Origin of the sequence: Hansschlegelia sp. (assembly GCF_035538955.1) — a bacterium.
Lineage (GTDB): Bacteria > Pseudomonadota > Alphaproteobacteria > Rhizobiales > Methylopilaceae > Methylopila.
The window spans coordinates 167,557-181,722 of the sequence record NZ_DATLJK010000017.1; the positions used below are offsets into that span (position 1 = coordinate 167,557).

Here is a 14,166-nt window from a genome sequence, read left to right on the forward strand (position 1 = left end):
CCGTGGGAGCGCCCCGCGGAAAGTCTCGAGGAGCGAAGTCACGCGGTTGTGCGGTAACGGGCGGCCGTCGACCGGCGACTGCGCCGTGACGCCGCGCCTCGCGCTCCGCATTTCCGCCCGTCTTGTGGCGTTAGCTCGCGAGGTTCATGTTGCGCGCCACGCCGCTCGACGCGGCGCTGCCCCGGAGGACCGGATCTACGTGACCTTGCTCAATCGGCGCGCCGCGCCTTTCGCCGTCGTGGCCGCGCTTTTGGCCGCTGGCCCCGCCGTCTCCGCGCCGGCTTCCGAGGTCGAGCTCGCGGCGTCGCGCAGCTCCCTCGCCGGAAATTATCTGGCTGGCCGCATCGCAGGCTCGGAACGCGACGCGGCCTCGGCCGCCGCCTATTTCCGGGCGGCGCTGCGGTCCGACCCGCGTAATCCCGAGCTGTTGGAGCGCACCTTTCTGCTCACGCTCGTCGAGGGCGACGCGGACGGCGCGATGCGGCTCGCCGAGCGGCTGGTCGCGAAGGACCCAAGCAATCGCATGGCGCGGCTCGCGCTGGCGGTGCGTGGGATCAAGACCCACAATTACGCCGCGGCGCGCCGGGAGCTGACCCGAAGCGCCAAAGGCCCGCTCGCCGACCTGACCGATCATCTGCTGACCGCCTGGGCCTGGCTCGGCTCCGACCAGACCGGCAAGGCGCTCGCCAGCATCGACAAGCTGCAGGGCGCGGACTTCTTCGGCACGTTCCGGGATTATCACGCCGCACTGGTCGCCGATCTCGGCGGCCGGCGCGACGAAGCCAGGAAGCGCTTCGACGCGGCCCTTTCGGGAGACGGCAGCGCGCTGCGCATCGTGCAGTCGGCGGCTCTGTTCCGGGCGCGAAACGGCGACAAGGACGGCGCGCTCAAGCTGCTCGCGGATTTCGAGAAGGTCGCGCCGCGGCACCCGCTGGTCCGCGAGGCGCGGACCGCAATCGAGGAGGGCGGCGAACTGCGGCGTCCGATAAGCGACGTCAGCGACGGCGTCGCCGAGGTGCTTTACGGCATCGGCGGCGCGCTGGCGCGGCAGGGGGGCGAGGATCTGTCGCTCGTCTACCTGCAGCTGGCCCTCTACGCCGAGCCCAGTCATGCGATGGCGCTCGTCACGCTGGCCGACCTCTACGACCAGCTGAACCAGTTCCAGCAGGCGATCGACGCCTATGCGCGCGTCCCGTCATCGTCGCCGCTCAAGCGCAACGCCGAGATCCAGAGCGCGATGGATCTCGACCGCCTCGACAAGAGCGACGAGGCGAGGAGCAAGCTCGCCAAGCTGATCGCCGCCGATCCGACCGACCAGGAAGCGATCATCGCGCTCGGCAACATCCAGCGCGGTCGCGAACAGTTCGCCGAGGCGGCCGAGACCTATTCGCGCGCCGTCGCGCTGATCGAGGCGCCGACGAGCGCCGGCGGCGAAGCGCCCGGCAAGGCGGCGGAGCCGACGACCTATGTGGTGAAGGGAGGCGAGACCCTCGCCGACATCGCCAAGGAGGTTTATGGCGACCGGAGCCGGTGGCGCGAGCTCGCCGAGTTCAACCGGACGCCGGACGCCGAGCGCGCCAATGGCGGCGCGCTGGAAAAGTCGAACGAGCTGAAGCCGGGCCAGAAGCTGCTGCTGCCGCCGCGGCAGGCCAACATGGCCTCGAACGACCAGAAGGCCGCGCCGAACGCGGCCACCACGGCTGAAGCGCCCGCGGCGCAGGAGGGCGCGGCCGCGAAGCTCAGTTCGGCGAACTGGTCGCTCTACTATGTTCGCGGCATCGCCTATGAACGCTCCAAGCAATGGCCGAAGGCCGAGGCCGACCTGACGAAGGCGCTGGAGCTGTCGCCCGAGCAGCCGCTCGTGATGAACTATCTCGGCTATTCCTGGATCGACCAGGGCATCAACCTCGACGAGGGCATGAAGCTCATCAAGCGGGCGGTCGAGCTGAAGCCGGACGACGGCTACATCGTCGACAGCCTGGGCTGGGCCTATTACCGGCTCGGCAAGCTCGACGAGGCGGTGCGCGAGCTCGAGCGGGCTGTCGAGCTGCGTCCGCAGGATCCGGTGATGAACGACCATCTCGGCGACGCCTATTGGCGGGTCGGCCGCAAGCTCGAGGCGCGCTTCCAGTGGAGCCACGCCAAGGACCTCAAGCCGGAGGCGGCCGAACTGCCGAAGATCGAGGCCAAGCTGAAGGACGGGTTGCCGGACGAGAAGAAAACTGACGCCTCGGCAGACGCTTCGGACAAGAAGAACGGCGGCTGATCGCACGCCGCTGCGCTTACGCAGCGGCTAAGCCGGTGTTACAGGCAGGCGCGATGCTGCTTCGCGCCCGCGCCCCCGCCAAGGTCAATCTGACGCTGCACGTGCTCGGGCGGCGGCGCGACGGATTTCATGAGCTCGACAGCCTCGTCGCTTTTGCGGGCTGCGCCGCCGATGCGCTGACGCTTGAGCCGGACGGTCCGCTGTCGCTGACGGTCGCAGGGCCGTTCGCGGAGGCCGCAGGACCGTCGGACGACAATCTCGTCCTGAAGGCGGCGCGCGCTGCGGCGGAACGCATCGAGGGCCTGAGGTTCGGCCGCTTCGCGCTCGTCAAGCGCGTGCCTGTCGCGGCAGGCCTCGGCGGCGGCTCGGCCGACGCCGGCGCCGCGCTCCGACTGCTGTGCGAGGCGAACGGGCTTTCGCCGGACGACGCGCGCATCACGGAAGCCGCCGCCGCCGCCGGCTCCGACGTGCCGGCGTGTCTCGGCTCCCGCGCGGTCATGATGCGCGGCCGCGGCGAGGGACTCGTCCCTGTCGACCTGCCGCGGCTCGCCGCCGTCCTCGTAAACCCGCTGAAGCCGCTCTCGACCGTCGCGGTCTATCGCGGGCTCGGCCTCGCCCCCGGCGAGCGTTTTGGCGAACCGTCTCCCGAACCGGGCGCCACCTTCGACGCGGCGGTCGCAGCGATCGCCGCTGGCCGCAATGATCTCGAACCGCCCGCCCGCGCCCTTGAGCCCGCGGTCGTCAAAGGGGTGGCGGCGCTCGCCGCGACCGAGGATTGTCTGCTCGCCCGCATGTCCGGTTCGGGCGCGACCGTGTTCGGCCTGTTCGACGACATCCGCTCCGCCCGCCGCGCCGCCCGCGCGCTGCGCAGCAGCCTGCCGGAATGGTGGATCCGGCCCACGCTGCTGAGGTGAGGAAGGCGCTATGACGCCTGCGATCTACGCGGCCGCCGCCGGAGCCGAAATCGCCGGCTGCTTCGCCTTCTGGGCGGTGCTGCGGCAGGGCGCGCCGCCGGTCTGGCTTGCGGCCGGCGCAGCCTCGCTGCTGCTGTTCGCCTGGCTGCTCACCCGCGTGGAGGTCGACGACGCCGGCCGCGCCTACGCCGCCTATGGCGGCGTCTACGTCGCGGCCTCGCTGGCCTGGCTCTGGGCGGTGGAAGGCGTCAGGCCCGACCGCTGGGACATTTCGGGCTCCGCTCTCTGCCTCGCCGGCGCCGCGGTGGTGCTGTTCGGACCGCGAGGGTGAACTAGTGCGCCCGGGCGGTGACAAAGCCGATCACGTCGAGCAAGGCGCGAGCTTCCGACCGGTCCTCGAACAGCGCCAGCGCGTCGCGCGCCATCGCGCCGTAATGCCGGGCGCGGGCGAGCGTGTCTTCGATCGCGCCGTGCTTTCCGAGCAGGCGGATCGCCTCGGCAAGGTCAGCGTCCTGCGCGTCGCCATCCTCGAGCGTGCGCTTCCAGAACAGGCGTTCTTCGGCTGAGCCGCGCCGATAGGCGAGCACCACGGGCAGCGTGATCTTGCCCTCGCGGAAATCGTCGCCGACCTTCTTGCCGAGCTTGGCCTCGCGGCCGCCATAGTCGAGCGCGTCGTCGACCAGCTGGAAGGCGATGCCGAGATTCATGCCGTAGGACCGGGCGGCGGCCTGTTCGGCGCGCGGCCGGCCGGCGATCACCGGCCCGACCTCGCAGGCGGCGGCGAACAGCTCGGCCGTCTTGCCGCGCACGACCGCCAGATATTCGTCCTCGGTGGTCGCGGTGTTCTTGGCGGCGGCGAGCTGCATGACCTCGCCCTCGGCGATCACGGCGGCGGCCTCCGAGAGGATGCGCAACGCCTCCAGCGAACCGACCTCGACCATCATCTTGAAGGCCTGACCGAGCAGGAAGTCGCCGACCAGCACGCTCGCCTCGTTGCCCCACAGCATCCGGGCGGCGAGCTTGCCGCGCCGCATCTCGGAGCCGTCGACGACGTCGTCGTGCAGCAGCGTCGCGGTGTGCATGAATTCGACGGCCGCGGCGAGCTTCACGTCGCCGTCGCCCGAATAGCCGCAAAGCGCCGCAGTCGCGAGCGTCAGCATCGGACGCAGTCGCTTGCCGCCGGACGAGATCAGGTGGTTCGCCACCTCCGGGATCATCACGACCTCGGAGCCGGTCCGCGACAGGATGAAGACGTTGACGCGCTCCATGGCTGGAGCGACCAGCTTGAGGAGGGGCGCGAGGCCGGCGTCAGTCCCGGCGGCGCGCTCCTCTAACGGCACTACAACGCCCAATCGGAGCGCTCCCAACTGCCTCGGACCGGCGCGGACCGTAGCCATGCCCCTTGGGGCGGGCAAGCCGTAAAACGCGGGCGCGGCTCAGACCGGCAGCACCGCCCGGGCCGCGAGCAGCTTCTGCGAGGCGAACAGCAGCAGGAGGACGGCGACGGCGAGAGCGACCACTTCAGCACGCATGACGAACTCCGGGTCCCGAGGACCGGGAGTTCATGACCGGCCCGGCGGGCCGAAGTTGGGCCTTGCCGTGGCGCTCCCTGCCAAAAGCGTTAAACCCACAGAAGACGCGCTGCGCTCCAACACAGGCGATGACTCTTGCGGGAAATCATCAGAAGCAACGATCCGGTTCTGCTGTCCTTCGTCCGGGCGAGGCTCGCGGAGGAAGGGATCGAGCCGGTCGTGGTCGACGGCAACATGAGCGTCCTTGAGGGCTCGCTCGGGATTCTGGCGAGCCGCGTGCTGGTCCCCGAAGAGGATGCGGCGCGGGCGCGCCGCGCGCTGGTGGAAAGCGGCCTCTCTCACGAACTGCGCCCTGAGACGCCGTGAGCCGCGAGGTCACGGACGATCTGTTTTTCGGGGGGCGTCTGCGCCTCCTTCAGCCTCGACGGGGACATCGTGTCGGGACGGACGCCGCTCTGCTGGTCGCGGCGGCGCGTTCGCGGCTGTCGGCGGAGGCTGTGGCGGCGGATCTGGGGACCGGAACCGGCGCCGTCGGGCTCGCGCTGGCCTGCGCCGGCGCGGCCCGCGTCACACTGGTGGAGATCGACGAGGATCTGGCGGCGCTTGCGGCGGAGAACATCAGGCGCAACGGCCTGGAGGATCGCGCCTGTGCGTCCTGCGCCGACGTCGCGACTCTCGGGACGGGACGCGGCCCTGCGGAGCCGTCCGCGGGATCCTGTGATCTCGTCGTGTCGAACCCGCCATTCGACGACGAGGCCCGATTCCGGTTGTCGCCGGACGCCACGAAATCGCGCGCGCACGGCGCGACGCCCGGGCTTCTCAGCGAGTGGGCGCAGGCGGCCAACCGCTTGCTGAGGCCGGGGGGGGCGTTTGTCCTGATCCACCGGGCGGAGGCGCTGGGCGAGGTTCTGGACGCGCTTGAAAATCGGTTCGGAGACGTTCGCGTGCTGCCGGTTCACCCGCGCGCCGATCAGCCGGCTGCGAGGATCATCGTCGCCGCCCGGAAGGCTCGGCGCGGGCCGCTCGCCCTGCTGCCGGGGCTCGTGCTGCACGACGCCGACGGCGCCTTCACCAAACGCTGCGAGGCGGCGCAGAGAGGCGAGACGACTTTTGCGCTCGACTGACGCGAGCCGATCGAAGCGCCCCTCCAGGGGGCGCTTCGATGTCAGTTAGATAGGGTCAGCGCCAGTAGCGCCGGTTGCAGGTCTCCTGCCGACGGACAACGTAGCGGTAGCCGTTCCAGTAGCGCCGGGTGACGATGCGACACCGCGGCCCATAGGAGCGGTAGGCGCGATACGGCCGGTAGTAGGGCCGATACGGACGGTAATACGGCCGGTAGTGGTGGCGGTGGCCGTAGCCGTAGCCGTAGTAGGGGCCGCCGACGCCGATGTAGACGCCAGCCGAGGCGGGCGCGGGAGCGAGGGCGAAGGCGCCGGCCGCGAGCGCCGTAGCGAGAACAAAGTTACGAACCATGATGTCCTCCTCGTTGAACCCAGAGCGGCGGCAGACCCGCCGGCCGGCTTCCCGTGCGATGAAACGCAGGCGGCGGCCGGCTTGGTTCCACGAATAGGCCGCTTCGGCTGAACCCGCTATGACGCACCCGTTCAGAGGATGTTCATCCGCCGGGCGCTGGTCGTTGTGACCGACGCGGCGTCGCCTATATCCAGCCGCATGACCACATCCTTCGCCGCTCTCCGCCGCCTCGCCGCGCCCATTCTCCCCGAGCGCCTCCGGAGCGAGCGGCCGGTGGTTCCTGTCGTCCGGCTGCACGGCGCGATCGGCATGGGCGGGCCGTTGCGTCAGAGCGTCACGATGGCCGGCGTCGCCGCAGCCCTCGACAAGGCGTTCGCCGTGCCGGGGACGAAGGAGGTGGCGCTCATCGTCAATTCGCCGGGCGGCTCGCCGGTGCAGTCGCACCTGATCCACCAGCGCATTCGCGCGCTGAGCCGCGAGAAGGAGATCGGCGTGGCGGCCTTCGTGGAGGATGTCGCGGCCTCGGGCGGCTACATGATCGCCTGCGCGGCCGACGAGATCGTCGCCGACCCGTCGTCCATCGTCGGCTCGATCGGCGTCGTCTCCTCCGGCTTCGGCTTCGACCGCGCGATCGAACGGCTCGGGATCGATCGGCGGCTCTACGCCTCGGGCCGCAACAAGGCGATCCTGGATCCGTTCCAGCCCGAGAAGGCCGAGGATGTCGAGCGGCTGAAAGAGCTCCAGCGCGAGGTGCACGATCATTTCATCGAGCTTGTGAAAGAACGCCGCGGCGCGGCTCTGTCGGACCACCCCGACATGTTCACCGGCGCGTTCTGGTCCGGCGCCGCCGCGCTCGATCTCGGCCTCGTCGACCGGCTCGGCGATCTGCGCACGACGATGCGCGAGCGCTGGGGCGACAAGGTCGAACTCAAGCCCGTGACGCCGAAGGCGCCGCTGCTGAAGCGACTTTCGGGACGCGGCGAGGGCGTCGGCGTGGGCCTCGCCGAAGAAGCGCTCGCGGCGCTCGAGGCGCGCGCGCTGTGGGGCCGCTTCGGCCTTTGACGGGCCGCCGCACGGCGGCCAAGATCGCGGGCGATCGTCGCATTCGCCATCATTGCCCGTGACCGGAGCGCGCGCATGCCGCCCTTTCTTCTGATCGCCGCCGCAGCCGCCGGGGCGGTGTTCGGCGCCAAGGCGCTGAAGCGCGAGTGGCTGCGGGTGAACCGTGAGCTCGACCGCAACGAGCCGGCTTCGTCGGTCGCCGAGCAGACTGCGCGTCCGACGCTGAGGCGCGACCCCGCCACGGGCGAGTGGCGGCCGCAGTAGCACGCGCCGATTGTCGCTGGGCGCGGGCCAAGCTGAGATCCGGCCCATCGCGCCTTGACCCTCCCAGACGCCCCAACTAGCGTCCGCGCGCCTTGCAGCCGGACGGCCCATTCCTCATGACCGACGACCCGATGAGCCCCAAAAAGTCCTTCCAGGGGCTCATTCTGACGTTGCAGCGCTTCTGGGCGGAGCAGGGTTGCGTCATCCTGCAGCCCTACGACATGGAGGTCGGCGCCGGCACCTTCCACCCGGCGACCACCTTGCGTGCGCTCGGCCCCCGCCCCTGGAAGGCCGCTTATGTGCAGCCCTCCCGGCGGCCCAAGGACGGGCGCTATGGCGAGAACCCCAATCGCTTCCAGCACTACTACCAGTTCCAGGTCATCCTGAAGCCGAGCCCCGAAAACCTTCAGGACCTCTATCTGGACAGCCTCAAGGCCATCGGCCTCGATCCGACGGTGCACGACGTGCGCTTCGTCGAGGACGACTGGGAGAGCCCGACGCTTGGCGCGTGGGGCTTGGGTTGGGAGTGCTGGTGCGACGGCATGGAGGTGTCGCAGTTCACCTATTTCCAGCAGGTCGCCGGCGTCGACTGCAACCCGGTGTCCGGCGAGCTGACCTACGGGCTCGAACGGCTCGCCATGTACATCCAGGGCGTCGATCGCGGCTTCGACCTCAACTTCAATGGCCGTGAGGGCGCCGAGAAGGTCACCTATGGGGACGTGTTCCGGCAAGCCGAGCGGGAATATTCGCGGTTCAATTTCGAGAACGCGGACGTCGAGCTGCTGAAACGGCATTTCCAGGACGCGGAAAAGGAATGCCGCGCGTTGATCGAGGCCGGCGAGGCCGACGGCCGGCTGATGGCGATGCCGGCTTATGACCAGGCCATCAAGGCGAGCCACGCCTTCAACCTGCTCGACGCCCGCGGCGTCATCTCGGTGACCGAGCGGCAGAGTTACATCCTGCGTGTGCGTGATCTCGCCAAGGCCTGCGGCGCCGCCTGGCTCAAGACCGAAGCCGGCGGAGCGGCTGCCTGATGCCCGATTTTCTTCTCGAACTGCTCTCCGAAGAGATTCCGGCCCGCATGCAGGCGCGGGCTGCGGACGATCTCAGGCGGCTCGTCACCGACGCGCTGGTCGAGCGCGGGCTGATCTATGAGGGCGCCAAAGCGTTCGTGACGCCGCGCCGGTTGGCGCTGGTCGTCGCAGGCCTGCCCGGGCGGCAGCCGGATCGCAGCGAGGAACGCAAGGGACCGCGCGTCGGCGCGCCCGAAAAAGCGCTGGAGGGCTTCCTGAAGGCCGCGGGCTTGGCGTCGATCGACGAGGCCGTCGTCCAGTCCGATCCGAAGGGGGACTTCTACGTCGCCCGCACCGTGAAGCCCGGCCGCGCGACCGCAGAAGTCATCGCCGATATCATGCCGGCGATCATCGCCGGCTTCCCGTGGCCCAAGTCGATGCGCTGGGGCTCGGGAACGCTGCGCTGGGTGCGGCCGCTGCATTCGATCGTCGCGACGTTCGGCTCGACCCAGGAGGAGCCCGAGATCGTCCGCTTCGAGATCGGCGGGATCGTGTCCGGCGATCTCACGCGCGGGCACCGGGTCCATGCGCCGGGAGAGATCCGCGTCAGGCGCTTCGACGATTACGTGGACGCCCTGCAGAAGGCTCATGTGGTGCTCGACGCCGAGCGCCGCCGCGACGTGATCCGCGCCGACGCCCGCACGCTCCCGCAGGCGCAGAATCTAGAGCTGGTCGAGGACGAGGCGCTGGTCGAGGAGGTGGCGGGCCTCGTCGAGTGGCCGGTCGTGCTGATGGGCGCCTTCGAGGAGGATTTCCTCGAAGTGCCCGAGGAGGTCATTCGCGCGACCATCCGGGCGAACCAGAAATGCTTCGTGCTGCGCCGCGCCGACGGCCGGCTCGCCAACCGCTTCATCCTCGTCGCCAATCTGGAGGCGGCGGATGGCGGCGCGGCGATCGTCCACGGCAATGAGCGCGTGGTGCGGGCGCGGCTGTCCGACGCGCGCTTCTTCTGGGAGACCGACAAGAAGACGCGCCTCCAAGACCGGCTCGAGAAGCTGAAGTCGATCACCTTCCACGAGAAGCTCGGCACGCAGCATGAGCGCGTCGAGCGCATCGAGCGGCTCGCCCGCGAGCTTGCGCCGCTGGTGGGCGCCGATCCGGACAAGGCCGGGCAGGCGGCGCGGCTCGCCAAGGCCGATCTCGTCACCGAGATGGTCGGCGAGTTCCCCGAGCTGCAGGGCCTGATGGGCCGTTACTACGCTGAGGCCGAGGGGCTCGACCCGGAGGTCGCGGCGGCGCTCGAAGAGCATTACCGTCCGCAGGGTCCTTCCGACCGCGTCCCGACCGCGCCTACGTCGATCGCCGTGGCGCTCGCCGACAAGATCGACACGCTGGTCGGCTTCTGGGCGATCGACGAGAAGCCCACGGGCAGCAAGGACCCCTATGCGCTCAGGCGCGCGGCGCTCGGCGTCGTTCGCATCATCCTCGATAATGGGCTGCGGCTGCGGCTGCTTTCCGTCCTGCGAGCCGAGGTCGCGTTGGACCTGCTGGCCTTCTTCGCGGACCGCCTCAAGGTCCAGCTCCGCGAGCAGGGCGCGCGGCACGACCTTGTGGACGCCGCTCTCGCCGCCGGCGTGGATGCGTCCGTCAACGACGACCTCTTGCTGATCGTCCGGCGGGTCGAGGCCCTCGGAAGGCTGCTCGAGACGGACGACGGCAAGAATCTGCTCGCCGGCTACAAGCGCGCCGCGAACATTCTTCGGGCCGAGGAGAAGAAGGACGGCGCGGGCGCGTTTGAGGGCGAGGCCGACTGCGCCCTGCTGACCGAGAAGGCCGAAATCGACCTGTCGAAGGCGCTCGATCTCGCCGCGCCGGCTGCGGCCGACGCGGTGCGCAGGGAGGATTTTGCGCACGCGGCCGCGGCGCTCGCGCGGCTCCGGCCCGAGGTCGACGCCTTCTTCGATCAGGTGACGGTGAACGCGCCGGAGCCTGCGCTGCGCGCCAACCGGCTGAAGCTGCTCGCGCGGCTGCGGCGCGCGACGCGCGAGCTTGCGGATTTCGACCGCATCGCAGGCTGAAGCTACTGCGCGTGCAGCACGTGGATGCGCCCCCCACGGGGGAGCGCGGCGCGTTCGGCGAGTTGCGCCCGCGCGAAGCAGCGATAGAGCGACCGCTCCTCCGCAGACGCCTGCGTTTCAGATTCCGCTGCGTCGTATTGCGACCACGGCCGGTCAGGGTGGTCGCGGCTGAACAGGTTCATCGCGAGAGATTCGACAGGATCGATCATGGCCCGCACGGACTCGAAGGTCTCCTGGCGCTCCAACGCGTCGCTTCAAGTTCCGTTTCGGCGAGTACGGCTGCAATCAGGCGCTATGTTCAACAAAGTATTGATCGCCGCGAGCTGGGGAAATCCCGCGGGGACTTCGGCGGGAGGCTGGGCGCGCTGGCCGCGCCCCCTATTATGATGCTCTAAACATGACCAGCGTCGCGAGAGACGCCGCGGACGTTTGCGCTCGGCGCGAGACGCGCCCCGCGAGCCGGAGGTGAACGTTCGGTGAGCTTCTTGGGACGAGCGCCCCTCCCGGATTCTGTCCTTCTGGAGCTCGTCGGGCTGCTCTACTCGTCGGCCTTCCCGATCATGATCGTCGGCGGCGCGCTGACCGGCGTCGGCGCCTTCGCCTTCTTCCAGTATGGCGACATGTTCGTGGCGGAACTCACCATCTTCGCCGGCGTGCTCACGCTCCTGCGCCTGTCGCTGATCTGGGCCTTCCGCCGACGGACCGAGACCCTTCCGCTCACTGCTCCGGAGGCCTGCCGGTGGGAGGGCGCTTATCTGGTCGGAAGCATCGCGTTCGCGGTCTGCCTGGCGACCCTGTCGTCCCGGATTCTCGTCACGGGCTCCGTTCCTCTGCAGATCATGGCGACGAGCCTGCTGTTCGGCTATTGCGCCGGCATGGTGACCCGGGTCGCGATCCGGCCCTGGATCTGCATTCCGAGCACTGTGGTCGCGACCACCCCGATCGTCGCGACGCTCCTCTGGCGCGGCGGACTCGACGACGCCGTGCTCGCCGGCTTCCTGATGTTCTTCCTCGTTGCGAGTTTCGAGACCGTCGCCCACAGCCACCGCACCGCCCTGGCGCTGATTTCGAGCAAACAGCAGCTCGGGGCTCTGGCGCGGCGTGACCACCTCACCGGGCTTCCGAACCGGCTCGCGCTGCTCGACGCCGCCGACGCAGCCGTCCGTCGGCTCGGGCGCGGGGGGGCCGAAATCGCGGTGCATTGCCTCGACCTCGACCGCTTCAAGCCGGTGAACGATCGCTACGGCCACCCGGTGGGGGACGAACTGCTGAAGACCGTGGCCCGCAGGCTTGAAGCGGCCATCCGGCCCGAAGACGCGGCGATCCGGGTCGGCGGCGACGAGTTCATCATCGTCCAGACCGACGCGCCGAACGCTGCTGCGGCCGAGATGCTGGCGCGCCGCATCATTCGCGCCGTCAGCGCGCCCTACATGATCGAGGGCGTGGAAATCCGCATCGGGGTCAGCGTCGGCATCGCCCTCGCGCCGAAAGACGGATCGACGGTGCAGGATCTGATCGCCCGCGCGGACCAGGCGCTCTACCACGCCAAAGCCCAGGGGCGTGACGGTTTCCGCTTCTACGACGCGGCCGACGGCCAGGTGGGGAGCGAAGCCATGGTCGCCGCGTGGAAGCGCAAGGAGCCGGCCTGAGCCTACTCGGCGGCCTCCTGCGTCGGGCCGTCATCGAGGAACCCGCCGGATTGTCTGCGCCACAGCGCGGCGTAGAGGCCGCCGCGCGCGATCAGTTCGGCGTGCGAGCCCTGCTCGACGATGCGGCCCTCGTCGAGCACCACCAGGCGATCCATTCTTGCGATCGTCGACAGCCGGTGCGCCACCGCGATGACGGTCTTGCCGGCCATGACGGCGTCGAGACTCGTCTGGATCGCGGCCTCGACTTCGGAATCGAGCGCCGAGGTCGCCTCGTCGAGCACGATGATCGGCGCGTCCTTCAGGATCACGCGCGCAATCGCGATCCTCTGACGCTGGCCGCCCGAGAGCTTCACGCCCCGCTCGCCGACATGCGCGTCATAGGCGGTGCGGCCGTGCAGGTCGCTCAGATTGAGGATGAAGTCGTGCGCCTCCGCCCGCTTGGCGGCGGCGACGATCTCGGCCTGGCTGGCGCCGGGCCGACCATAGGCGATGTTGTCCCGGATCGAGCGGTGCAGCAGCGAAGTGTCCTGCGTCACGACGGAGATCTGCTCGCGAAGCGATTCCTGCGTCGCGCGCGAGATGTCGACCCCGTCGATCAGAATGCGCCCCGAGGCCGGATCGAAGAACCTGAGCAGGAGGTTCGCGAGCGTCGACTTGCCCGCGCCTGAGCGACCGACGAGGCCGATCTTCTCGCCGGGCCTGATGTGCAGCGAGAAGTCGTCAATCACCTTGCGCGGCGCGCCATAGCCGAAGCTCACCCGCTCGAACCGGATATCGCCGTGCCGCACCGCGATCGGTTCGGCGGCGGCGTCGTCCGCGAGCTGCAGCGGCCGGGCAATGGTCGCGAGCCCTTCCTGCACCACGCCGACATTCTCGAAGATCGCCGAAACCTGGAACGCCACCCAGCCCGACATCGAGACCACCTGCCAGGAGAGCGGGATCGCCATCGCGACCGCGCCGATCTCGATCGACCGCGAGGAGGCGAGGGCGATCGCCGAGATGGTGACCGCCGAGACCAGCAGCGCGTTGAGGATCTGGAGCAAGACCGCGAAGCCCGTGACCAGCCGGAACTGCCGCTGGAAGCGCGACATCAGCGTGTCCATCGCCTCGCCGACATATGAGTCCTCGGCGCGGGCGCGGGCGAACAGCTTCACGGTCAGAATGTTGGTGTAGCTGTCGACGATCCGCCCGGTGAGCTGCGAGCGAGCCTCGGAAGCGGCGCGCGAGCGGTCGCGCATGCGCGGCACGAACCGCCAGAGCAGCGCCGCATAGCCCACGAACCAGATGCCGAGCGGGATCGCGAGACGGGGGTCGGCGGAGCCGAGCAACAGCAGGGCGCTCGCGCCGTAGACCGCGATGTACCAGATCGCCTCGACCGTCTGGACCACGCTCTCGCGCAGCGCCGGGCCCGTCTGCATCACCTTGTTGGCGATCCGGCCCGCGAAATCGTTCTGAAAGAAGCCCCAGGATTGCCGCACCACATGGTAGTGCGACTGCCAGCGGATGAGGTTCGAGAAGCCGGGTCCGATCGCCTGATTGGCGATCAAGCCGCGCCCGAACAGCACGGCCGGGCGGAACACCAGAACCGTGCAGACCAGTCCCGCGATCAGCGGCCAGCCTTCGGCGAGCAGCCGCTCCGGCGGCGTGTGGGTGACCAGCGTGACGACCCGGCCGACGAAGAACGGCACTGACGCGTCGGCGAGCGCGAGTAGCAGGCCGACCACCAGGAGGCCGCCGAACAGCCCCTTGGCCTGCCGCAGGAAGTGCCAGTAAAAGCCAAGCAGCCGCGCCGGCGGTTCTGGCCGCTCCGGCGTCGCGGTCGGATCGATGATAGATTCAAAAATGCGGAACATGCGCCAAGATATGGCGCCTCCGCAGGGCGAACTTAAGGCCCTAAGGGCGCGAAGCCGCGTGG

14 protein-coding genes are annotated in these 14,166 nt (G+C 69.4%); 10 read left to right on the forward strand and 4 right to left on the reverse strand.

The features are described 5' to 3' along the window. Nucleotides 1–199: 199 nt before the first annotated feature. The 3 genes from VM780_RS16820 to VM780_RS16830 are packed head-to-tail and all read left to right on the forward strand — an operon-like array spanning nucleotide 200 to nucleotide 3,511. On the forward strand, nucleotides 200–2,266 hold the full coding sequence (locus VM780_RS16820; protein WP_325449423.1) for a tetratricopeptide repeat protein: 2,067 nt from the start codon (nucleotides 200–202) through the stop codon (nucleotides 2,264–2,266). 53 nt (nucleotides 2,267–2,319) lie between these two features. Continuing rightward, nucleotides 2,320–3,180, forward strand: coding sequence for a 4-(cytidine 5'-diphospho)-2-C-methyl-D-erythritol kinase (locus VM780_RS16825; protein ID WP_325449425.1), 861 nt, complete (start codon nucleotides 2,320–2,322; stop codon nucleotides 3,178–3,180). A 10-nt stretch (nucleotides 3,181–3,190) separates the two neighbouring features. Continuing rightward, complete coding sequence (locus VM780_RS16830; RefSeq protein ID WP_325449426.1) at nucleotides 3,191–3,511, forward strand: YnfA family protein; 321 nt, start codon at nucleotides 3,191–3,193, stop codon at nucleotides 3,509–3,511. A 1-nt stretch (nucleotide 3,512) separates the two neighbouring features. Here VM780_RS16830 and VM780_RS16835 read toward each other — a convergent pair whose 3' ends face one another. Next, on the reverse strand, nucleotides 3,513–4,532 hold the full coding sequence (locus tag VM780_RS16835; RefSeq protein ID WP_325449428.1) for a polyprenyl synthetase family protein: 1,020 nt from the start codon (nucleotides 4,530–4,532) through the stop codon (nucleotides 3,513–3,515). 315 nt (nucleotides 4,533–4,847) lie between these two features. Between VM780_RS16835 and VM780_RS16840 the strand changes: the two genes are divergently transcribed. Continuing rightward, nucleotides 4,848–5,078 carry a DUF2007 domain-containing protein gene (locus VM780_RS16840; RefSeq protein WP_325449430.1) on the forward strand — a complete coding sequence of 77 codons (231 nt, stop codon included), beginning with the start codon at nucleotides 4,848–4,850 and terminating at the stop codon, nucleotides 5,076–5,078. Beyond that, nucleotides 5,075–5,836, forward strand: a complete 762-nt coding sequence (locus tag VM780_RS16845; protein ID WP_325449432.1) for a tRNA1(Val) (adenine(37)-N6)-methyltransferase — start codon at nucleotides 5,075–5,077, stop codon at nucleotides 5,834–5,836. The genes VM780_RS16840 and VM780_RS16845 overlap by 4 nt, the downstream gene beginning before the upstream one ends. Nucleotides 5,837–5,891: 55 nt before the next feature. Here VM780_RS16845 and VM780_RS16850 read toward each other — a convergent pair whose 3' ends face one another. Beyond that, nucleotides 5,892–6,185, reverse strand: a complete 294-nt coding sequence (locus VM780_RS16850) for a hypothetical protein (RefSeq protein WP_325449434.1) — start codon at nucleotides 6,183–6,185, stop codon at nucleotides 5,892–5,894. A gap of 198 nt (nucleotides 6,186–6,383) precedes the next feature. Between VM780_RS16850 and VM780_RS16855 the strand changes: the two genes are divergently transcribed. The 4 genes from VM780_RS16855 (at nucleotide 6,384) to glyS (ending at nucleotide 10,602) form a co-directional block, all read left to right on the forward strand. After that, entirely contained in the window at nucleotides 6,384–7,247 is an 864-nt protein-coding gene (locus tag VM780_RS16855) for a S49 family peptidase (RefSeq protein WP_325449722.1), read from the forward strand. A gap of 75 nt (nucleotides 7,248–7,322) precedes the next feature. Further along, nucleotides 7,323–7,511 (forward strand): hypothetical protein, encoded by a 189-nt coding sequence (locus tag VM780_RS16860; protein ID WP_325449436.1) that lies wholly within the window; start codon nucleotides 7,323–7,325, stop codon nucleotides 7,509–7,511. Between the two features lie 116 nt (nucleotides 7,512–7,627). Next, a complete protein-coding gene (locus VM780_RS16865) occupies nucleotides 7,628–8,545 on the forward strand; it encodes a glycine--tRNA ligase subunit alpha (RefSeq protein ID WP_325449438.1) in 918 nt (305 codons plus the stop codon). Next, nucleotides 8,545–10,602 (forward strand): glycine--tRNA ligase subunit beta, encoded by a 2,058-nt coding sequence (gene glyS, locus VM780_RS16870; protein WP_325449441.1) that lies wholly within the window; start codon nucleotides 8,545–8,547, stop codon nucleotides 10,600–10,602. The genes VM780_RS16865 and glyS overlap by 1 nt, the downstream gene beginning before the upstream one ends. Nucleotides 10,603–10,604: 2 nt before the next feature. On the opposite strand, the gene VM780_RS16875 is transcribed toward glyS, so the two are convergent. Next, nucleotides 10,605–10,811, reverse strand: coding sequence for a hypothetical protein (locus VM780_RS16875; protein WP_325449443.1), 207 nt, complete (start codon nucleotides 10,809–10,811; stop codon nucleotides 10,605–10,607). A gap of 267 nt (nucleotides 10,812–11,078) precedes the next feature. Here VM780_RS16875 and VM780_RS16880 point away from each other — a divergent pair, with 267 nt between their 5' ends. Beyond that, nucleotides 11,079–12,251 (forward strand): GGDEF domain-containing protein, encoded by a 1,173-nt coding sequence (locus VM780_RS16880; RefSeq protein WP_325449445.1) that lies wholly within the window; start codon nucleotides 11,079–11,081, stop codon nucleotides 12,249–12,251. A 2-nt stretch (nucleotides 12,252–12,253) separates the two neighbouring features. Here the strand turns inward: VM780_RS16880 and VM780_RS16885 are convergent, their stop codons facing one another. Further along, nucleotides 12,254–14,104 (reverse strand): ABC transporter ATP-binding protein, encoded by a 1,851-nt coding sequence (locus VM780_RS16885; protein ID WP_325449447.1) that lies wholly within the window; start codon nucleotides 14,102–14,104, stop codon nucleotides 12,254–12,256. Nucleotides 14,105–14,166: the final 62 nt, after the last annotated feature.

Coding starts and splice junctions, on each gene's coding strand:
- VM780_RS16860 (WP_325449436.1), top strand. CDS start 7,323: ATGCCGCCCTTTCTTCTGATCGCCGCCGCAGCCGCCGGGGCGGTGTTC.
- VM780_RS16875 (WP_325449443.1), bottom strand. CDS start 10,811: ATGATCGATCCTGTCGAATCTCTCGCGATGAACCTGTTCAGCCGCGAC.
- VM780_RS16830 (WP_325449426.1), top strand. CDS start 3,191: ATGACGCCTGCGATCTACGCGGCCGCCGCCGGAGCCGAAATCGCCGGC.
- VM780_RS16885 (WP_325449447.1), bottom strand. CDS start 14,104: ATGTTCCGCATTTTTGAATCTATCATCGATCCGACCGCGACGCCGGAG.
- glyS (WP_325449441.1), top strand. CDS start 8,545: ATGCCCGATTTTCTTCTCGAACTGCTCTCCGAAGAGATTCCGGCCCGC.
- VM780_RS16855 (WP_325449722.1), top strand. CDS start 6,384: ATGACCACATCCTTCGCCGCTCTCCGCCGCCTCGCCGCGCCCATTCTC.
- VM780_RS16850 (WP_325449434.1), bottom strand. CDS start 6,185: ATGGTTCGTAACTTTGTTCTCGCTACGGCGCTCGCGGCCGGCGCCTTC.
- VM780_RS16825 (WP_325449425.1), top strand. CDS start 2,320: ATGCTGCTTCGCGCCCGCGCCCCCGCCAAGGTCAATCTGACGCTGCAC.
- VM780_RS16865 (WP_325449438.1), top strand. CDS start 7,628: ATGACCGACGACCCGATGAGCCCCAAAAAGTCCTTCCAGGGGCTCATT.